13 protein-coding genes are annotated in these 20,752 nt (G+C 71.2%); 7 read left to right on the top strand and 6 right to left on the bottom strand.

The annotated features are described in order from the left end of the window. Position 1: 1 nt before the first annotated feature. From AB0D45_RS23155 to AB0D45_RS23145, 3 genes are read right to left on the bottom strand one after another with little or no spacing between them, the layout of a single operon-like run. Positions 2–3,241, bottom strand: a complete 3,240-nt coding sequence (locus AB0D45_RS23155) for a helicase-related protein (RefSeq protein ID WP_362462057.1) — start codon at positions 3,239–3,241, stop codon at positions 2–4. Next, entirely contained in the window at positions 3,238–5,139 is a 1,902-nt protein-coding gene (locus AB0D45_RS23150) for a UvrD-helicase domain-containing protein (RefSeq protein ID WP_362462054.1), read from the bottom strand. Before AB0D45_RS23150 ends, AB0D45_RS23155 begins: the two co-directional genes overlap by 4 nt. Beyond that, positions 5,136–9,941, bottom strand: a complete 4,806-nt coding sequence (locus AB0D45_RS23145; RefSeq protein WP_362462051.1) for a DEAD/DEAH box helicase family protein — start codon at positions 9,939–9,941, stop codon at positions 5,136–5,138. Before AB0D45_RS23145 ends, AB0D45_RS23150 begins: the two co-directional genes overlap by 4 nt. 276 nt (positions 9,942–10,217) lie before the next feature. Between AB0D45_RS23145 and AB0D45_RS23140 the strand changes: the two genes are divergently transcribed. Genes AB0D45_RS23140 through AB0D45_RS23130 form a run of 3 tightly spaced genes read left to right on the top strand, consistent with a single transcriptional unit; the run spans position 10,218 to position 14,163 of the window. Continuing rightward, positions 10,218–12,320, top strand: a complete 2,103-nt coding sequence (locus AB0D45_RS23140; protein WP_362462049.1) for a helix-turn-helix transcriptional regulator — start codon at positions 10,218–10,220, stop codon at positions 12,318–12,320. A 20-nt stretch (positions 12,321–12,340) separates the two neighbouring features. Then, positions 12,341–13,282, top strand: coding sequence for a hypothetical protein (locus tag AB0D45_RS23135; RefSeq protein WP_362462047.1), 942 nt, complete (start codon positions 12,341–12,343; stop codon positions 13,280–13,282). 5 nt (positions 13,283–13,287) lie between these two features. Further along, a complete protein-coding gene (locus AB0D45_RS23130; protein WP_362462044.1) occupies positions 13,288–14,163 on the top strand; it encodes a DUF6339 family protein in 876 nt (291 codons plus the stop codon). Positions 14,164–14,166: 3 nt separating this feature from the next. Here the strand turns inward: AB0D45_RS23130 and AB0D45_RS23125 are convergent, their stop codons facing one another. The 3 genes from AB0D45_RS23125 to AB0D45_RS23115 all read right to left on the bottom strand — a co-directional run bounded on the left by AB0D45_RS23125 (position 14,167) and on the right by AB0D45_RS23115 (position 17,490). After that, positions 14,167–15,339 carry a DNA cytosine methyltransferase gene (locus AB0D45_RS23125; protein WP_362462041.1) on the bottom strand — a complete coding sequence of 391 codons (1,173 nt, stop codon included), beginning with the start codon at positions 15,337–15,339 and terminating at the stop codon, positions 14,167–14,169. Positions 15,340–15,412: 73 nt separating this feature from the next. Continuing rightward, the gene (locus tag AB0D45_RS23120; RefSeq protein WP_362462038.1) at positions 15,413–16,405 is read right to left on the bottom strand and encodes a DNA cytosine methyltransferase; all 993 of its coding nucleotides are present in this window, start codon (positions 16,403–16,405) and stop codon (positions 15,413–15,415) included. Positions 16,406–16,479: 74 nt separating this feature from the next. Beyond that, positions 16,480–17,490 (bottom strand): SEC-C metal-binding domain-containing protein, encoded by a 1,011-nt coding sequence (locus tag AB0D45_RS23115; protein ID WP_362462035.1) that lies wholly within the window; start codon positions 17,488–17,490, stop codon positions 16,480–16,482. A gap of 56 nt (positions 17,491–17,546) precedes the next feature. On the opposite strand from AB0D45_RS23115, the gene AB0D45_RS23110 reads away from it, so the two are divergent. The 4 genes from AB0D45_RS23110 (at position 17,547) to AB0D45_RS23095 (ending at position 20,643) form a co-directional block, all read left to right on the top strand. Further along, positions 17,547–18,419: a class E sortase gene (locus tag AB0D45_RS23110; RefSeq protein WP_362462032.1), complete on the top strand. Its 873-nt coding sequence runs from the start codon at positions 17,547–17,549 to the stop codon at positions 18,417–18,419. 45 nt (positions 18,420–18,464) lie between these two features. Next, a complete protein-coding gene (locus tag AB0D45_RS23105) occupies positions 18,465–18,830 on the top strand; it encodes a DUF6412 domain-containing protein (protein ID WP_362462029.1) in 366 nt (121 codons plus the stop codon). A gap of 114 nt (positions 18,831–18,944) precedes the next feature. Further along, positions 18,945–19,643, top strand: coding sequence for a YidC/Oxa1 family membrane protein insertase (locus AB0D45_RS23100; RefSeq protein WP_362462027.1), 699 nt, complete (start codon positions 18,945–18,947; stop codon positions 19,641–19,643). 142 nt (positions 19,644–19,785) lie between these two features. Next, entirely contained in the window at positions 19,786–20,643 is an 858-nt protein-coding gene (locus AB0D45_RS23095; RefSeq protein ID WP_362462024.1) for a fumarylacetoacetate hydrolase family protein, read from the top strand. The last annotated feature ends 109 nt before the right edge of the window (positions 20,644–20,752 follow it).

Genomic DNA, 20,752 nt, shown 5'->3' with positions numbered 1-20,752 from the left:
GTCAGCGCTCCGTCCGGGGGTTCTCGAGGAAGAGGGTCGATTCTGCGTCCACGTCGCGCAGGCTCCAGAGGGTGGGCCAAGAGCCGATCCCCGGGTTCTCCTCGGCGGAATCGTCGAAGCCGCCGAGGAGGGCCGTCTGGCCGGAGCCGTGCCGGGCTTCGTACACCAGCTCAGGACATTCGGCCGCAGTCGTGCACCACCACTCGGTGAACTCGTCGAAGCCACGAGCGGTCGCCTCGACCTGGGTGGGGTCGACGGCCGCCACCCGCGCGAGGACGAGCGGGCGCACCACCGAGTCGATCCGATCGACGAAGCCCTCGATCTGGGAGGCGGCGATGTTCGGCTGGGCCACCGGGATCAGGATCCGGGTGAGCGCCACGACCACGGCGTGGAGGCCCCGGTCGCGGGCCGGGGCCGAGAACGGCGTCACGCTGGTCGACTCGACTTCCCGGTAGAGGGCCGAGTGGAACCGGGGGAACTCCTCGTAGTGCGAGCGGTCCCGGGAGCGGGCCGAGTTGAACATGACGGTGACCAGGCCGGGGTGGCTGCGCCCCACGCGGCTGGTCGCCTGGATGTACTCGGCGGTGGTCTGCGGCTGGCCCATCACCGCCATCAGCCCGAGCCGGTCGATGTCCACGCCGACGGAGATCATGTTGGTGGCCAGCAGCACGTCGAGGGCGTCGGGGTGCCCCAGGGGGCGGTCCAGCAGTTTCAGCCGTACCGGGATGTCGCTCGCATCGGCCCGGCTACTCAGCTCGATGATCGCGGGCGTCGCTCGCGAGTCGGGCAGGCCGTCGAGCGTGGCCAGCAGTTCGAGACGGTCCTGGACGTCGTCGCGCACCTGGAGATCGGCCGCCGAGAGCAGTCGGAGACTGTTGAAGTAGCCGACGAGGGTCCAGTAGGGGTCCCGTACATCGTCCTGACTGGCCGCTCGGTGCACGGCGTGGAACAGGGCTGCGTAGGTGCGGACGAGGAGGGTGGCCTGGCTGGTGCCGGGAGTGAGCAGTCCGAGGTAGCGTCGTGAGGCCTTCTTCGACCGCGGGGCCTCCACGGCGAACCAGGAATCCCGGGAGTCGAGCCCCGCCGGGGGGAACTGGGTCACCCGGCGGTCGAACAGGGCGCCGACCTGCTCGCCGGCGCGACGGATCGTGGCGGTGGAGGCCACGACCTTGGGTCGGTCGGCGAGGATGTCCACCGCCGTCTCGTACAGACCGGTCAGGGTCCCCAGGGGGCCGGAGATCAGGTGCAGCTCGTCCTGGATGATCAGCTCGGGCGGCTTGACGTGCTCGTCCTCGTTGCGGTTGAAGAGCGCGGCGGTCTCCGGTCGCCACGGCATCGAGGCGAACTTGTCGACCGTGGCGATCACCAGGGTCGGACGGGCGTCGTAGACGGCCTCGTCCACCAGGTGCACCGGCAGGCCGGAGCCGAACGAGAAGCTGCACTCCACGTTGGAGCACAGCACGAGCATGCGCTTGACCTCCGTCCGCACTTCGTAGTTCTCCGGGCCCAGAGGATCGCCGCACCACGGGCAGGTGTGCAGCTGGACCGGGTTCTCCTTCTGCAGGGGCCGACCGGGGCTCTTCGCGAGGTCGTCGAGCCGCTCTTGTGCGTTCTCCAGACGGTTGGGGGTGGCCGACGCCCCCACCCACATGCCGATCGACACGGGGACCGATCCGAGCGAGTCGACGCGCCGACCTCTGATCTGCTCCATGGCGCAGATCAGCGACGTCGCCCGCTCGAACTGCTGGAGCGTCAGCAGTCGCAGCGTGTAGCGCATCAGGACCGTCACGCCGGCGCCACCCTCGCTGTCGCGCAGACGACGGAGGAAGACGGTGAAGGCGATCAGACCGAGGTACGCCTCCGTCTTGCCGCCACCCGTCGGGAACCACAGCAAGTCGGCCAGGCCGCGGTCTTCGTGGTCCGGGGTGGCGATGCCCTCCAGGCAGAGCAGGAGGAACGCGATCTGGAAGGGTCGCCAGCGGCCCTCCCCGGCCTCGGGCCGACCCTTTCTGCCGCCTTTGATCCACGAGGTCCGGGCCCTCTGTTCGGCCATGGCGAGGTTCGCCAGTCGGAAGGCCTCGAGGACCTCCGGCTGCTCGGTGTCCGCCAGGAGGGCGAGTCCGCGGCGCATCCGTCCGAGCGCCTCCTCGCACAGGACGACCTGTCGCTCGGCTGCGGGGTGGTGGTCCGTGCCCGTCAGCTCGGCGGTCTCCTTGATCCGTGCCGTGATCCACTCCTCGTAGCCGTCCAGGAGGCGTCCCAGGGCGCGTACGACCTCTTCCCGGCCGCCGTTCCCGAGGCCGAGCATGCCCAGAGCCGCGTCGTCGATGGCTGGATTGGAGTCCGTCAGCAGGACTTCGTGCGTGGGTACGAACTCCGTGCGCACGGATGCCACGCATGCCCGCGCGGCGGGCCTTTCCCCGATGGCGTGGGGCGTCCAGTCCCAGGCCACGGAACACCCGTGCCCGGTCGCAAAGTGGGGGGCGTGGCGGTGCAGCAGGCGGCTGAGGGAGAGCTCCCCGTCCACCGCACGCCCGGTGCCCTGTCGTTCCACGAAGGGTCTGGACCCGGTGGGCCCGTGGACTTCCAGTTCGGGTTGGAAAAAGCAGTACGCGTCCTGGAGGTCGTACTCGCCGGTGCGGTGGGTGTTCACCAGGGTGACTGTGACCGTGACCGTGCCGTCCGGGGCCTGCGGTCGGACCAGAACGCGTAGTTCCAGCCCGGGGTACAGATCGACCGGCGGGCGGCTGCCCGGGAGTGTCAGGTCGATGGGGGTCGGCGGGCAGGTCACGGGGTTGCGGCGCCACCGCTCATGCTGCTGCTCCGTGGTGCGGGCGTCGCCGCGGCGCGGCTCCACGGGCGCGCCGTTCTCGTCCTCGGGCACGTACGTTGCGATGCGGACAGCCGCGTTGAGCGAGGAGGCGAGCTGCGGATCCGCAGCGAAGGTCATTCCCATGGAGGACGGCTTGCGCCGGCCTGCCAGCGCCACACCGGTGTCGGCGTTGTCGCGGTCCTCGTCGTCGCCTCGGACGACGTCGGGCGTGACCCCCTCGGCCTCCTCGGAGGAGCCGGCCTCACCGTGCTGCTGCGGGAAGAGCACGCCGATCGGGTAGGCCGTGACGGGGGCGTCGTAGGAAAGGACCTCGGTATCGCCCTGCCGCGGCCCCAGGAGGTCCGCGCGGAGTGCCGTGCGGAGGTCCTGTCGCAGGGAGTAGTGCGCGTCGCGGAGTGTGGAGCTCACGGGGTCGGGCTTCCTTCCGGGAGGGTTTCGCAGTGGGTCCAGTCGAAGCGGCCCAGGCCGTTGAGCCGGGGGGCCAGCCATGCGCCTCGGTCTCCCAGTCCGTGGCGGGCGGTCGTGGAGGGGGAGCCGACCACGGTCTCCACGAGTTCGATGCGCATCCCCTCGATCAGGGAGGGCCAGCGTTCCACGCGGTACCGCTCGCCCCGCCGGAGCAGCCGCCACAGGTCTTGGCGGAAGCGTCGGGACATCTCGCCGATGGGCCGGTCCCGGTGAAAGAGCCCGAACGGCGGGGTCTCGTCCACGGCGGAGGGCAACGAGTGCAGCCTCCGCAGGGTCACCGGGTCACCGGGGCGGACCTCGTCGACGAGGATGCGCTGCACGCCGACCGGGTCGGCGAAGGGCTCGCGTACCCCGCCGGGCACCTCCGTGTCCACGTCGAGTTCGCCGGCCTCGACCCCGGCACGCACGTAGGACTGATGCCCTCCGGCGTACCAGCGGCCGGTGGCCGCGTGCCGGCGCAACGGCCAGGTTTCCGGGCGGGCGATCCGGAAGACATCGTCGCGGGGACGGGTCATGGCCACGTACAGCAGTCGGGCTTCGGACACCGGGTCGTCCTCCCGTCCGCCCTGGGGGCCGATCGGTTCGGGCTCGGTGATCAGGACCCGATCGAATTCGAGGCCTTTGGCACGGTGAATCGTGGAGATCACCAGTGGATGTGACGCGGGAGCCGTGAGTTCGTCGGGCAGCCGCCCATCGGCGACGGCGCTGCGGAGGGCGGAGAGGTCGAGGGTATTGCGGGGACCGGCCGCGGCGCGGCGCAGGGAGCGCCACGCCCGGTCGGGTTCCACGGCCGCGGTGGCGAGTGCCGGCAGCTCGCGGAAGCGCTGTTCGGTGAGGGATGCCGCGCCGGTGCCGGTGAGGAGCCCGACGACCCAGGCGGGGGCCGGCCGGGCGCGGGACGAGGCCTGGATGCGGTGGGGGATCGCATGCCGGTTCAGATCCTCGGAGAGCCGCAGGACCTGGGCGTTGTTCCGGCACAGGACGGCAGTGGTTCCGTCGAATTCGATCAAGGAGTCGCGTACGAAGGCCTCTTCCAGCGATCCGAAGGCCGGGGCGGCGGCGAGCTCCGCGCGGAGCTCGCTGTGGATGCGGGTGGCCGCCACGGCGGACCGGCGGATGTCACGCGGCAAATCCGCGAGCCGCTGTCCGTGCTCGAGCGCAATGCGCGCCTCCGGAGTGCGGGTGCGGAAGTTGCAGTCGAGGACGAACTCCTGCACGTCGTCGACGTACGACACACGCAACCAGTCGAAGAACCGGTTGGTCTCCTCCGCTCGTTCGACGGGGTCCGACACCTGGAACCCGTAGATCGACTGGGCGGGATCGCCGACGACCGTGAAGCCGCAACTGTCACCCAGTCTGTCGAAAAGGGCTTCGATCATGTCCCGGCGGACCCCGACGAGGTCCTGGACCTCGTCGAGGACGATGTGCGCCGGGGCACCGTGCTCGGAGGACTCGACGGCCCCCCGTTCGATCGCCTGGGTCGCCAGCTCGATGCGCCGGTCGTAGGAGGTCTCCGCCAGGTCGGTGCGCGTGGGGTCCTCCTCCTTGAGCACGGTCAAAGCCCAGCCGTCGAAGGTCTGGGCTCGCACCCGGCGAGCGGAGCCGGTGCGGGTGTCGACCCGCTCTCGCAGCGCCCGGACGGCGCTGCGGGAGAAGGTCAGGGCAAGGATCTCGGAGGCTTCGAGGCCCTCGGTTCCGGTCAGGTGCTCGATGCGATAAGTCAGCGTGGTGGTCTTCCCCGAACCGGCCCTGGCGGTGACCAGCGCGCGCGCCTCCCAGGGGAGAGTGATCACGGCCCGCTGGTCAGGGGTCGGGGTGATGTCCGTGGAGACGGTCACCGGACGTCCTTTCGCCACAGGTACTCGAAGTCCGTGAACGCCAGGTCCTTGCGGAAGTTCGCGATGTTGTCGCGCACGTCCAGGATCAGACAGGTGTTCTTGCCGCCGTTGCTCTCGCCGCGGAGGCCTCGTCCGATCATCTGCTGGTAGGCGTTGGCACTGAACACGGGCCGGGCGATGACCACCGCGCGCGTGGCAGGAGCGTCGAACCCCTGTGACAGCACTCCGTAGTTGGTGATCACCCGCAGCTTGCCGGAGCGGAAATCCTCCACCTGCTTGCGCCGGACGGCCGAGGGCGTGGACGAGTCCACCGAGGCGGCCGAGATCCCCATGTCGTTGAGCTTCGCCGCCAAGAGGCCCGCGTGGGCCACGGAAGTGGCGAAGACCAGCACCGGCCAGTCCGCGGGCATGGCGGCGATCTCGTCGAGCAGCATGCGGTTGCGGCCTGCGTCCTCGGCGAGTCTCTGCTCCGCCTTCTTGGGCAGGAAGCCACCGAACTGCTCGATGGCGTCGACCTCGTGGTCCTCGAGACGGATCGCCGCGCCCGCCAGCTCGCGGTGCTCGACCTCGGCCAGCACGCCGATGGACTGGAGGTACGGGATGGGCTCGCCCAGGAAGATCCCCTCGTCGAGCCGGCGGTTGCCGAAGCGCTGTACGAGCCGGCGGGTCAGGTCGGTGTCGTTGCGGAACGGCGTGGCCGTGAGGCCGACGAGGTGTCGCGGGGTCTCGCGGTGCGTGAGCCCCAGCCCCTCCAGGAGTCGCGTGTACTCCGGAGAGATGGCGACGTGCGCCTCGTCGATCAGGACCAGCGAGGCCTCGCGCAGCCATGCGTACTCGTCGGTGTGGAGACAGTGCGCGAGCTTCGCGTCGGTGGCGACCACCAGATGAGGGCGTCCGGTCACGGGTGTCGCGGCATTGCTCTTCCACAGCCGGTCGATGACGAGGGGCTGGTCGGCGCCGACCTGCGTCCACACGAACTTCCAGGACTGCACGGCCTGCTCGCACAGTTCGTCGGTCTGTGCGATCCACAGGATCGGGCCGGTGGGCGTCCCGGAGGAGCGGATCCAGCGGATCACGGCCTCGGCGGTGACGCGCGTCTTGCCCGCCCCTGTGGGCAGCGTGAGCATCGCCCGCTGGGGGGTGGCGAAGGACAGCAGCTCGGTGAATTTGGATGCCAGGCGCTCCTGGTAAGTGTGCAGCGGTGGGAAGGGGCGGGGCCCGTGGATCTCCTCGCGGGCGGGGGGCGAGGGCAGCCGGGCACCCGCGAAGGCATCGGGGAAGCCCAGGTCCGCGACGAATCGCAGGGCGGGGCCCAGCCCGTCGAAGGTGGGGGGAGCGTCCTCGTGGCGGGCGGAGATGTCCTTGGCATGGACGCGCAGGATGCTGTACCCGTGGGCGTGGTAGGCCAGTTCGGCGATACGGCGGGCGTCGGGCTGCGTACCCTCCGGCTCGCCTTCGATCAACCCGGCGGGCAGCCCGAGCCGCAGCTTCTCCTCGCCGACCAGCAGGCCGATCTTGTCGATCGGGTCCTCGGCGGCGCGGATGCGCGCCAGCGCCTCCTGACGCTCCTCGTTCTCCTGCTGACGACGCTGCGATTCGAGCAGGTCGCGGCGACCGGTGGTGCCGAGACCGAAGCCGAACGCGGCGTCGGCCGCCAGGAGCACCTCCTCCTGGCCGGCGTCGAACAGGACCAGCAGAGTTCTGTCCTGGCGGTGGCGCCGCAGCGTGGCGAGGCGAGTGCCGTTCGGCGTGCGCACGACCTCTTCGAGTTCCGTGCAGCGCTGGACCTGCAGTCCCTCCACGCGGTTCCTGCCGAACCTCTGGCGGAGCACCGGGAACAGGGCGGTCAGCACCTCGGCGTCACCGGCGGGGACGGCGCGCACCTGCTTCTCGATCACCTCGGAGACCCGCCGCAGCCCCAGTTTCGCGATCAGGAGCTCGGCCCGGGTGTGGTCCTCGGGGGAGTCGACGAGCAGGGCGGGGTGCTTCTCGAGGATCAGCTCCTCGTAGTCCTCCCGGGAGGTGGCGAGCGCCGCCTCGGAGGCGGGCCGCAGCTCCCAGTCGGTGCCGACACGGCACCGGACCGTCCCGCGCCCGGTCAGCAGGGCGGGGGCGACCTCGACGAGCAGGGCGTATGTGCTCCCGACCAGCTCGTCGTCCTCGCTGTCGTCCGCCTTCTGCAGGAGTTCCGCCCACAGCTCCGATCGCACCGACTCGACGGAGGACGGCAACCCGAGGCGGCTCGCCTTGTCGGGTTCGAGATCGGTGACGGGAAGGACGCGTGCGTACGGGGCGAGCTCGGGGCCCACCGCCTCGGCCACGGGAACCACGCCGAGAGAAGTCCGCACGGTGCCGCGGTCCCGCAGGAGCCAGAGGATCGGGGACACGACCTTGGTGCGGGTCCGCACCGACCCGCCGATCTGCCGGGTCCAGTGAGGTACGAGGGCCTCCGTGGGCAGGGCGTCGAGGAAGGCGGCCCTGCCCAGGGGGGAGAGCCGGTCGAAGAGGTGGAGAGGGCCGGCGACCTCGCGCCCGGTCAGGACGACGGTCTGGAGCTGGACACGCCGAGCCTTCGCCTCGAGGCCTTCGCAGTAGGCGGTGTGGATGGCCGCGTGGTATCCGTCGAACCATTCGTCCCCGCGCGGGTCGTGGCCGCCTCCGGGCGCGGTCCGCATGCCCAGCTCACGCAGGACGTCGCGGTCGTGGAACCCGAGGTCGACGGCCACGGCGGCGTCGCGGGAGCCGTCACCCGGCACCACCTCGCCCGGCAGCAGGCAGTCGATCATCAGACGGAAGCCCCCGTCCATCGTCCTGACCTTCAGCGTCTGCTCCACGTGCGGGATCCTCTCCAGGAGGACCGAGGCCCGGGCCGCGCCGTGCGCCTCGGCCTGGAGTTCCCAGAACCGGGTCCAGGCGTCGTCGTCGTAGCCGGCGAACCCCTTGTCGAGGACGTTGTGGAAGCGACCCTCGGCGTCGGCCTGGTGAATTCCGACAGCCTCCAGGTACGGCGTCATGTCGGGGTCGGAGGCGATCGCCTCGTGCACGTACATGTGGTCGTCGGCCAGGCCGTCCGCGCCCGTGCGACGGAAGACCCGGCCGCTGCCGGGTGCGGCGAATCCGTGGTCGGAGGTCAGCACGATGCGGGCCGAGCGGGCATTCGCGACCACGGCGATGCGTTCGCCGGGCGGAAGCGACGAGGCGTTTTCGATCACGGTGGCGAGCACGCGGACGGCGGCCGCCGAGGACTTCGGGGTTCCGTCCTCGACGAGGGCCTCCAACCACTCTCGGACTTCGGCGCGTTGCCTGCCGGCCGCACCGAGGATGTGGTTCATCTTGCCGCGGCGGTCGCGGTCGACCTCCACGGACCGGTGGACCCAGTCCGCGGGACGTCCGGGGTGCGCCGCCCACAGTTCCAGGACCTCCGGGCCGAGCTTCTCGCCGATCGGCTCGGGGTGGATGCGGAGGTCGGCGGGGGAGCGCAGGACGCCGTCCTGGTCGGGAAGGGAGGGGCGCACGGCAGCCAGCTCCCACACCTGCTCGGTCAGCATGGCGCACGCCCAGTTCGGGGACTCCTTGGACCGGCCGGGCAGCAGCGGGAGGTAGGCCGCCGGGTCTGCGGGCTCCACCAGTTGGGGCAGGGAGTCGACGACCAGGCCGGCGGCGACGCCGATCAGTTCCTCGTTGAGGTCGCTGCCGTCGAGCAGGTTCTGGCGGTCCTCGTTCGTCTTCCACGCCGCGTTGAGCGCGCCGCGCAGGGTGGTGGGGTACTTGGTCGGGAAGAACGACCAGAAGGCCCCGCGGCTGTGCGGCACCTGGAGGTGTCCCTTGGCGTCTTCCGTGTACTCGGGAACGGCCCAGGACACGTCGATGGTGGCGTGACGGTGGAGTTCCCCCGCGCCCTCTCGTGCGGTCGCGCTCACCTCGTGGGGGACGGTGAAGACCCGGTAGTGCTCGGTGTGTCCCTGGGCCCCACCGCGGGACTCGTGGACGGTGTGCTTCGCGCCCTCGTGCTGCACGGTGATCTCACGCGTCACGAAGGGCACCGACCGGCGGTCCTCCAGACGCACGACGCCCACGTGGTTGGAGAAGAGCGGGAAGAGACGGGGGAACTCCTTCTCGGCGGCCCGGCGCTCCTCGGGCGACTGGTGCAGGTCGGGCCGCAGCCGCTCGTCCATGTCCTTGTCGACGGGCAGTGGAAGTCGGACCACCGTCGCCGCCCATGTGAGGAGCTCGTCGAGGACCGGGTCGGCGAGGCGCTCCCGCGCGGTGTTCAGAGGTCGGGCGAGACGCAGAACGGGAGTGTCTCCGAGGGCGAAGTCGGGCAGTCCCGCCGCCGCCCGTGCGGTGTCGATGGCCTGGCGGATCATGGCGCGGGACCAGTTGGCGTCGAAGCCGAACGATCCGTGTTCTCGGGTGAAGAACTCGGGACAGTCGGTGACGGACAGCACGGACTTCACCCCCACGCCGAAGCGCCCGACCTCCCCGCTGCGCTTCTTTGAAACGCCCATGCGCAGGATGGTGTCCGCACCCTCCGGTGTCAGTGGTTCGCCCTCGTTCGCGCAGTACAGGTGGTCCTTGGTCAGGACGACGTGGATCCTCCCGCCGGGATGGCCGCGCAGGGCGTCCGAGGCGTTCTGCACCAGCTCGAACACCTGCCGGTCCCCGTATCCACCCTGATGGATGCGGCGCTCGCCGTTCGCGTCCTCCTCCGCCCGCGCGGGGTTGACGGCGTAGGTCTGCAAGGAGAGATCGGTGAGTTCGGAGACCGTGCGCAGCAGGCGACTCTCCGGGGGCGCGTTCACGAAGGGGTTCGCTCCTCAAGCTCGTTGGCGCGTACAAGGGCACCACAAACAGCGGTAGTTGGGATAGACGCCCGTCCCAGTCCACGGTGATCACAACCGTAACCGGACGGTGAGGATCACGTCCATGAAATGAACATCTCTGACCGGGGAGTGCCGACCTTCGTGGATGTTCAATGGTTTTTGACACTGAGGTAGATGTCAAATGCCCTGGTAGGGTGCCCTGGTGGCGATCGGCGACGACGGTCGCAGGTACACGGGAGACGCCGAGGAGGGCATGTGACCGAGCGCGGAGCCGAGGACTTCGGGCCTTGGCTGGCACGGCAGTTGCGCCGGGCCGGGATGTCCCAGGCGCGCCTCGCGCAAGAGCTCCAGCTCACGCGGGCGGCCGTCTCCGCCTGGATCACCGGTCGCGCGGAGCCGCGTGAAGAGACCAAGCGTGAGATCGCCAGGGTCCTTGGCACGGACACGGCATCCGTCTACAACCGCACCACCGACGTCGTGGTCCGCATGCCCATTGTCTGGCGACACCGTCTGGGACACCCCGACGGCGGGCGAGAGTACGGAAATCCGGCGATCTTCGCCTTCGACGCGGACCTCTCCGTGCTCGCCCGCGAGGCCACGCAGAACTCTCTCGACGAGCGCCTCGACTCGACCGCCCCGGTGCGGGTCCACTACACACTGGAGGAGCTCGTCGGTGAACACCTCGACGCCTTCCTGCCGGCCCTGCGCTGGTCCGAGCTCCGCGAACACTTCGAGGAGGCCGCCTCCTCCGACCAGAAGGTCGCCCGCGGCCTCCGCTCGGCGTTGGACGACCTGGCGAGTACCCGGAGCATGCTGCTGCTGCGCATCGACGACTTCAACGCCTCCGGACTGACCGGGGACGAGTACGGCGACGGGCGCTACGCGGCGGTCGTGCGCCGGCAACTGGACAGCCACAAGCGGACCGCGGGCCGAGCCGGCGGATCGTACGGGCTCGGCAAGGCCACACTTTGGGCGACCAGCCGCTTCGGCCTCGTACTGGCCAACTCCACCCTCTCCGAACCCCACGAGGGTCGGGTGCAGCGGCGTGTGGTGGGCCGGCTGGAACTTCCCTGGCGCGAGGTTGCAGGCGTGGCCTACGCGGGGCCCGGCTGGCTCGGCGAGGAGGACACGTCACCGGCGCGCAAGGACATCGCACGCTCCTGGTGGGCGGACGAGCAGACGGTCCGAGACCTGCGCCTGGAGCGTCCGGGGAACGAGCCGGGTACGTCCTTCCTGATCGTCGGTGCGCACGACGCGTCGGGTGACGCGGAGTCCCTGAGGGACATGCACGACAAGCTCGTCAAGTCCCTGGCCGATGGCTTCTGGGCCGCGATGGTCGGGGGCCGGGGACACGGCCCGCTGCTCGACGTGCGGGTCACGACCCTGCGCAACGGACAGGTGCTCATCCCGGAACAGCGTGTGGACCCGCACGTTCACCATCCCGCCCTCTCCCGGGCGCTGCAGGCCTACTACGACGGCGATACGGTGTCTGAGCTCACTGCCGGCGACCAGGTCGCCCAGGCGGCGGTACCGCTCCGTGTACCTGCCCTGCGCCAAGCGGAGGGAGGCGGCCGTTCAGGGGAGCATCCGCATGACGCCGTCCTCCTGGTCACCCCCGCCGCCGAAGGTGACGAGCTTGCCAATCGCGTCGTGTGCATGCGCGGCAACCGCATGACGGTCATGGAGCGGCGCCCCCGCGAAATACCGCTGGGGGCACCCGCCTTTCAGGCGGTCCTGCTGGCCGGGTACGCCACGGGACGGCAGACCCCGGACGTCGCTGCAGCGGAAGCGTTCCTGCGCGCCTCGGAGCCCCCGGAACACGACCGTTGGGACCGCACGGCGGAGTTGCGCACCCTCTACCAGCGCGGGGCACTGACCCGCCTCGCCGAGTTCCGCACCGACACGGACCAGGCGGTCCGCGCACTCGTCGGCCGGCGGGAGGTCCGGGGCGGGGAGGGCCCGGCCGTACTGCGTGAACTCCTGCAGCTGGATGCCGGCCGAGTGACGTCCGGACGCGGTGCGCAGTCGTTCCCGTCGGTCCGCACCGCCCAGGCGGAAGTCGACGCCACCGGCGCATGGCACGTCACCGTGGCACTCCGGGTGCCGCACGCCCCGGATCCCTGGGTGCTCACGCCCGTCGCCAAGTTCGACGTGCGCTCAGGCGGGCGTCCCTCCGTCGATTGGGCCACGCTCGTAGGGCAGGAGAACTGCGAGGTGCGCGGAGGCGACCTGGTCATCCCGCCGGGGGTGCGCACCGCCGTGTTCGGCGGCGTGACCGATCCCGCAACCCATCCCGTCCACGGCGGCCTTGCCCGGCTGGTCGTCGACGTCGTGCAGAGCCGCGGAGGTGCGATGTGAGGCCGCTCGCCCCTTACCCGATGCTCCTCGGAGACGTGGAGCTGGACGTCCTGTCCGTCCGCGTCGACGGTATGGATCTGCCGTACGCTCACGTCTCCCGCACGGAGCGGACCGTCGGCCTGGACCGCTCCGGTCGCGCCGACTGGGAGCTCGCCGAGCTGCGCCTGGAGGCCCGGCTGCCAGCTGCGGAGATCGTGGAAGGGCCCTGGTCGGACGTGGTCTGCCTCGCCGTCCTCACGGAGAAGGCGACGAACTCCCGGATCGCTGTCCGCCTCAACGGCACGCATGGCGTGCTGCGGGGAACACTGGAGCTGCCCCGGGGCATGTACCGGGAACGGGCCGCTCTGGCCCTGGCCGTCGTCGCAACCGTCGGTGAGGTACCCGGGCGCCTCGTCGGATCCACGCAGCAGGACTGGTACGTGGACCTGTGCAGCGCCGTGCCGAAGCGCCGGCGCGAGGTCGAGATCGTGGAGGCGGACTTCCGAGAAGGCCCGTACGAGTGGCTCCGCCCGTTCAAGGACGCGCCGTGGGTGATCGAGACCGCCGCGGAGCTGCCCACCGTGTACCTCAATTCGGCCGGAGTCGAAGGGCTGCCGGCCGTCCTCGGCGGCAAGGGCGGCTCGCCCGCGGAGCGCATGCTGCGCGACGTGGTCGCGGGCCAGATCGCCCAGGACGCGTGGACGGCCATGTTCCACGCGGCGAGCACGGACCCGGAGACGGACGAGGACGGCACGCCGCTGATCCCACAGGGGTGGCGGGGCACGGTACTGCGCGCGATGCTGCCGGACGTACTTCCCGGGCTACGCACTCAGGACGCCCTGCGCGAGGTCGAGGAGCGTCGGCGCCGCGGCGCGGGATGGGCGGAACTGCAGACGGGCGTCCTCTACGCCGCGGGCCGGCGTGGCCGGACGGCGAAGAAGCTGACGGACGCCGTGCGCTCCGTCGATCAGGGCGAAAGGTGATGGGCATGTCTGTTCGGTTCGCCCCGGGGGCAGTCCCCGAGTACGTGGGCCTGCTCGCGGAAGTCGCCCTCGCCCCCCATCTCGGCGGCGACGTGCTGTCCGGGCGGGCGGTCCCCCCGCCCGCGGCTCTTGGCAAGGCATCCGCGTACCCGAATCATGAGCGGCGTCGGCGGACCGGGCCAGTCCGCGTGCTCGTGGAGGAGGCCATGCGGCGTTTTCCCGAGAGTCCGCCGGAGGCCGACGGATGGCTGGCGCCCAGGCTCCACGCGACTCTCCGGATGACCCGGGCCGAGGCCGCGGATCCGAGGCTGTGGAACTTCCTGGCCGCGCTGGTCGCCCCCGACTACGTCGTCTGGCGCCACGGGGGCACGGGGACGACTGCTGCGGCCCGCTTCGTCGGCCCGCACTACACCCAGGTCTTCGCACGGTTGTGGTGGGCCGCGGAGCTGTTCCGCAACGGCCAGGACTACCACCCGGTGGAGGTCGCCTGCCGAGTACAGGACGTACTGAACACGACCATGCGGTTGGACGTGATCGACCACCGACCCACCGCCCGGGCAATGATCCTCCTGCTGGAACGGCGTCTCGCGGAACAGCCAGGCGGGGTCGGCGATTGGGTCAACGCCTTCTCGGCCGCGGTCAACTCGGCGGGCAGCACGCTCGTGTACGACGTCCTTGCGCCGGCTCCCCCTCACGACGGCGTGGGGCTGTCCGACTGGATCGCGGAGGCGGAGGACGAACCCGTCGTGCCGTGGGACCGGCTGCCCTCAGGCCCTGACGACGGCGAGGTGCCGGACGAGACGGTCCAGGCGTTGCTTCCGCTGTTCGAGAGGCTGGCGAAGGAAGCGCCTCCGCGCAAGCGGGGGCGCAAGGAAGCCTGAGGCTCAGGAGTCCAGGGGGAGCGGATCAGCCTGGGGAACGGCGCCTTCCGCGGAGTCCTTCGGGCCCTCCGCCAGGGGCGTCGTAACCAGGTTGCCCCGCTTGCTCGTCTCCCAGTCCAGCCTGACGAACGCGTCGAGGGAATCGGGGTCGACCGTCCTGCCCAGAGCCGCGGCGAGCACGTGGGCGGCGAGCCGGGGCGGGATGGCGTTGCCGATCTGCTGGGGCACGTCCTTCGGTTGCCACGGGTAGTCCCGGGGGAAGGTCTGGAGCCGACCTGCCGCGGCGTGGTCGAACCGGGACTCCCCGCTGGAGGTGACGACGCGGTTGCGGGAGATCTTGCCGGTGACCGTGGCCGAGGGCTCGTTCCACGAGCGCCGGCCGCGCGCCTTGGGGTCGCCGCCCGTTCCGTAATTGGAGACGACCTCGAATGCTTCCTTGCGGTCGAGGGCGTCCGCCATGGTCACCCAGGGTTTCACGCCCTCGCCGGCCTGGGGCTTGCGCGGCACGCCCTTGCGGTAGCGCTGGTGGGTCGGCTCGGGAAGGGCTGCCTGGCCGAATTCCTCGCGTCGTGCGATCAGGATGGCTCGGCGGCGGGTCTGCGGAACGCCGAATTCCTCCGTATGGAGAATGCCGACGGCCGTCGTGTAGCCGCGGGCGTTCAATACGAGCGCCATTTCCTTCCAGACGGGCAGCACCGCCGGAACCTGCTCCAGGACGATCGCCTCGTACGGGTGGCCGGCAGCCTCGGCGCCGAGTGCCCAGCGCAGGGGCTCGAGGACGAGGGCGGTGCGCTCGTCCTCGAGCTGCACGAGGTCTTCCTTGATCAGGTGGAAGGGTTCATCTGCGGCCATCCGCGCCACGAAGGCGAGCACCTGGTCCAGTGCCCGACGCCCGGCCCCCCCTCCCGCGACCGTGTAGGTCTGGCAGGGCGGACCGCCCGCCAGGTATTTGGCGTTGGGGAACTTCTCCGGACCGTAATTCCGAACGTCGCCCGACTCCGTGGCGAGTCCGGCCTTGGTGCGTGTGGCACACGCGTTGGAGTCCCACTCGATCCCGAGGGTGGGAATCCCGAGCCAGTGGGCGGCCACGTCCAGCCCGCCAGGTCCCGCGAAGAGATCGACCAGGACGATCGATGCCGGGTCGGCGGATGCAGGCTGGGGCGGCACGGAACTCATGGGGAGGCAGTTTAGTCGGCCGCCGGCGCTCGCCGGCACCGAGTGCCCGGAAACGGCCGGCGAGGAGAGGCGGTCAGGCCCGGAGGGCCGCGGCGATGGCGTCCCCCAGGACCCTGCCGACCTGCGGCGGCGAGGCGTGCCCCACCTGCCGGTATCGAGCGGTCTTCTTGCCGGCGAACTGCCACTCCGGCGGGAAGCCCTGCAGCTTCGCGGCCTGCTCGACGGTCAGGGCCATCATTCCGGACCGTCCGAGCTCGGGGTCCCAGTGAAAGTCCGCACCGGGAACCTGGTCCGCGACCGTCCCGCCGTCGACGCCCATCTTCGCCCAGGCCTTCTTGGAGCCGGTCGGCCCGAGGTCTGCCCCGCCACGCTCCCACGAACCGCCGACGAGGGTGGGCGCGATGCGGTCGGCCTGGGCGGCCCATTCCTCGGCACGGTCCCAGCCTCGGGAAGCCATCGACTCGAGAAGGGCCTCACCCACCGTGACCATGTCTTCCAGGTCGGGCTCCGGCTTTTCGAAACGACTGGTCACATTGCTCGCGAATGCGACGAGGAAACCCTGCTTTCGATCCTGTGGAACCCCGTGGTCCGCGGCATTCAGCACGAACCACTCGTACCGGTATCCGAGGTGGTCGAGCTCCTTTTCCATTTCTTCCCGAATGGGGGCGTAGGTGTCCTTCGTGACCAGGTCCGGGACGTTCTCCACGAGCAGTGCCCGCGGCTGGACCCCGTGCATCAGCATGATCGTGGCACGGAGGATCTCCAGTTCCAGGTCACTGCCACGACTGCGGTTGATCGCAGCGGTGGCCTTCACCCGCGGCAGCCCTGCGGACAGCAGGTCCACGCCGTAGGTCTGCTGGTGATCGACCGGGTCGAAGTCCAGCAGGTCGGTTTCCAGGACGTTCCACTCGGGGCGGTTGAGGCGCAGCGTCTCGCAGGCGACGGGGCGGTTGTCGAGGGCGATCACGGGCGTGAAGCCGGCCCCCTCCAGCCCGAGGGCGAGGCCACCTGCACCCGCGCAGACCTCCAGTGATGTCAGCCCTGCACCCGCTCCGGTCACCGCCATGCCCAACCGCCGTCTCTCGCCGTGCTCTGCCTGATTGCCCCACAGCGTAGGCGGTCGACCGAAGGCCTTTTCGATCAGGCGTCCGGGGCAGAAGCCCCGTGGCACTCCGCGTACGGCTTGTCCGAGGTGCACCAGCAGGGGGAGGTGGGGGTGGGGGGCCAGGGGGTGGCTTTGCCTCGGGCCGCCAGGGTGGTGGCGTATTCCGGGAGGAGGGCCGGGGAGGCCGGGGAGGTCTTCTCCGAGGCCGCGAAGGCCTCGTACGAGGGGACGCTGCCCGTGACGATGCCGAGGTTGGTGGTGCCCGAGGCGGCCAGGGCGCGGAGGGAGGATTCCACGCGGGCGAGGTGGGCCTCGTGGGAGGGGTACTCCGCCGCCAGGGTGGGGTAGCTCGTCAGGAGCTCGGCCAGTTCGCGCTGGGGCCAGTGGAGGATCGCCACCGGGAAGGGGCGGGAGAGCGCGGCTCGGCGGTCGCCCAGTTCGGCGCGCAGGCGGGCGATCTCGGCGCGGAGCTCGGCCGGGTCGTCGGAGCCCAGGGCCCAGATGCGCTTGGGGTCGTGGAGCTCGTCCAGCGGGATCGGGCCGATGTGGCGGGTGTCGGCGACCATGTCCCAGTCGTCGTGGGGGAGGGCGAGGAGCCGGCGTACCCGGTGGCGGCCCGTCAGGAGGGCGGTGGTGGCCCGGGTGAGGGGGGCGGACTCCGGGATCAGGAGGGTGGCCGCCTCCGTGAAGCACTCGTGCGCGGCCTCCAGCTCGTCGTGTGCCTCCAGGGCCTCGGCGATGACCTCCCAGGGCGCCGGGTCCTCGGGAGCGGCCGCGCGGATGCCGGAGATCAGGGCGCGGGCCTCGGCCTCGTGGCCGTACTCCCACAGGTTCGCGGCCTGGAGGGCCTTGATCAGGTGGGGGTTGGCGGGGGCGGAGGCCAGGAGCCGGTCGTACAGGGCGCTCGCGCGGTCCCGGGCGTCGGCCAGTTCGAGGTGGGCCGCGGCCTGGAGGAGCAGGGGCTCCTGGTCCTCGGGGTAGCGGGACGCCGTGCGGATGAGGCGCTCGGCTTCGGCGATGTGCTCGGCAGGCGTGTCGGGGCGCATGGTTCACACCGTACTGCTGCTGGTCAGTTGAGGGGGGAGGTCTTAGGGTGCGGCCCGTGCGGGAGCGCGTGCGGGTGGTGGTGCAGGGAGGCGGCCGGCGGGGGCGTCGGGCCGGTCTCGCGGGGCTGCTGTGGGTGGGTGCCGAGGCGATCACCACGCTGGGGGTGGTGGTGGCGTTGCTGGTGGTGCACCAGGTGTGGTGGACGAACCGGCAGGCCGTGGCAGCCGCGCAGGAGCGGGTCCGGGCGCTGGAGGAGGGGTGGGGCGGGCCGGCGGGTGGGGCTCCGGTCGTCGTCGAGGGGGATTCGAGCGGGAGCCATCCCTCCAGTGATCCGGTGCCGGGGGACTCGCGGGCCGCTCCGCCGGGCGGGCCTTCCGCGGGCGCCTCGGGCGGGCCTTCCGCCCTGCCTCCGGCCGGGGCCCCGGCGAGGTCCGCGCCGCCGAGGTCCCCGGCACGGGCGGCTCCGGCGCGCGACGAGGCGTACGCGGTGCTGCGCATTCCGCGGCTCGGGCTCGCCGTGCCCGTCGCGGAGGGGGTCGACAAGCGGGCGGTGCTGGACAAGGGGTACGCCGGCCACTACCCCGGCACCGCCCAGCCCGGCACGCAGGGGAACTTCGCGCTGGCCGGGCACCGCAACACCCACGGGGAGCCGTTCCGGTACCTGAACCGGCTGCGGGAGGGGGACGAGCTGTACGTCGACGTACGGGGACGGCGGTACGTGTACGCGGTGGGGAAGGTGCTGGGGGAGACGAGCGCGGGGGACGTGGGGGTCATCGCGCCGGTGCCGCGCAGTGCGGTCAAGCCCGGGTACGGGTACGGCGCGGCCGGCTCGTACATCACGCTGACGACGTGCACGCCCGAGTACACCTCCCGGTACCGGCTGGTGGTGTGGGGGACCCTCAAGACCGTTGTCGGTGGCGACCGTTAGTATCGATCGTGAGTTCCCGTACGGGTGAGGAAGGGGGTGGGGCGGATGTCGGCTCGGCGCGTCGGTGCCGGTGTGCGGTCCTCCTCCGTGCGGTCCTCCTCCGTGCTGTCCTTCCTCGGTTCCTCGCGGGCCGCCCGGCTGCTCGTCGCGCTGCTGCTGCTCGGCGGGTTGCTCGGGATGGTGTCGGGGGAGGCGGGGCTGGCCGCCGGTGTGGTCGTCCTGGCCGCTGCCGTCGCCATGGGGGCCGCCGCGCTGGCCGCGTGCCTCGTACGGCCCGTGCCGCCCCACCGAATACGCACCGCGATCCGTGATCGCGAGCAGCGCACGGCGTTCCTGCCGCAGCGCGATCCCGACGCCTCGGGCCGGTCTCGGCCCAGGGCGCCCGGCCGTCTCGTCCTGACGGCCGCGTAGGGGCGCGCAGTACCTGCTGCCTTCTGCTGAACGATCACTGTTGTCGCCCCTCGCGGGTCGTCACGCCGAAACGCACCTTTTTCGACGTGTGACGAGACCCTTCGGAGGGCCCGCGTGTCCGTTTTCACTGATCTTGTCGTCGAGCTGGGCCGGCTCCTGGAGCCGGTGCTGGCCGAGTCCGCGACCGCTGCCGCGATCGTGCTGTTCACCGTCCTCGTACGGCTCGCCCTGTACCCGCTGGGCCGGGCCGCGTTCCGGGCGGCGACGCCGACGGCCGGCTGCCTGCCCATGCTGTTGCAGCTGCCGGTGTTCTTCCTGATGTACCGGTCCTTCTCCTCGGGCGGCGAGCTGATGGAGCACCGGCTCCTCGCCGCGCCGCTCGGTGCCCATTGGACGGGCGCGCTGGAGGAGGGCGGCCCGTTCGGGGCGCAGGGCCTGGTGTTCCTCGGCCTGTTCGCGGCGATCGCGGCGGTGGCCGCTTGGAGCGCGGTACGGGGGCGGCGCGCCGCCGCGGCCGCACCGGCCGTGCCCGTCGGCCTGCCCGCGAGCGCGCAGCGCGGCGGCGGGGGAGGGGCCGCTCCGGCCGCGCCGAGCCCCGAGCAGCTGGCGGCGATGCGCAAGCTGGGCGGCGTACTGCCCCTGCTGTCGTTCGGGACGCTGATCACGGCGGCCGTGGTCCCGCTGGCCGCGGGGCTGTATCTGCTGACCACCACCGCCTGGTCGGTCGCCGAGCGCGCCTGGCTCCAGCACCGCAGGGACAGGGGCGCAGCAGGGAGCGGAGCGGGGGACGGAGCCGAGCGTTCCAGTCTGTGAACAGGGTCTTGCGGATTGGTCGGACTTCTTGGAGGATCAGCCAATCCTCCGATGGCCGCAACCCATCGGCCGGCTCGTGCCGCCATGCCCGCCCCTTCGGCATGCCCACGGGCCGACCACCCACGACCACGGGAGAATGCCCATGAAGCTGCTGCGTGTCGGACCCGTCGGGTCGGAGCGCCCCGCGCTCCTCGGCCAGGACGGAACCCTGCGGGACCTGTCCGGCCTGATCACGGATGTGGACGGCGCCCTGCTGTCCGACGCGTCCGTGCTGTCCCGGGTGCGGGAGGCCGCGGCGGGCGGCGAGCTGCCGGTCCTGGACGCGGAAGGGCTGCGGATCGGGTCCCCGGTCGGCCGCATCGGCAAGGTCGTGGGCATCGGGCTGAACTACTTCGGGCACGCGGCCGAGATCGGCGCGGAGCCGCCGGCCGAACCGATCCTCTTCCTGAAGGCCGCGGACACCGTGGTCGGCCCCGACGACACCGTGCTCATCCCGCGCGGCAGCGTGAAGACCGACTGGGAGGCCGAGCTCGGCGTCGTCATCGGCAGCACCGCCCGCTACCTGTCCTCCGCCGAGGAGGGCCTCGCGCACGTCGCCGGCTACACGCTGGTCAACGACGTCTCGGAGCGCGAGTTCCAGATCGAGCGCGGCGGCACCTGGGACAAGGGCAAGAACTGCGAGACCTTCACCCCGCTCGGCCCCTGGCTGGTCACGGCCGACGAGGTCCCGGACCCGCAGGTCCTGGACGTGAAACTGTGGGTCAACGGCGAGCTGAAGCAGGACGGCAACACCTCGGACCAGATCTTCCCGGTGGGTGAGGTCGTCCGGTACCTGAGCCGGTTCATGACCCTGTACCCGGGCGACGTCATCGTCACCGGCACCCCGGCGGGCGTGGCCATGGGCCAGCCGGAGCCGAAGCCGTACCTGCGGGCGGGCGACGTCGTGGAGCTGGAGATCGAGAAGCTCGGCCGGCAGCGCCAGGAGTTCAAGAGCGCGTAGTCGTAGAGCGAGAGGAGGGGGGGAGGGGGCCCCGGGCCGCCGCACCCCCACACTTCCGGAGTGGGTGGGGATTCGCGGGCCGCGGCCGCGTGGCGGAGCCAGCGGGTGG

The sequence above is a fragment of the Streptomyces sp. NPDC048352 genome (assembly GCF_040651895.1).
GTDB lineage: Bacteria > Actinomycetota > Actinomycetes > Streptomycetales > Streptomycetaceae > Streptomyces.
The sequence above is the reverse complement of the archived record's forward strand: the minus strand, read 5'-3'. Positions and strand labels throughout refer to the sequence as shown.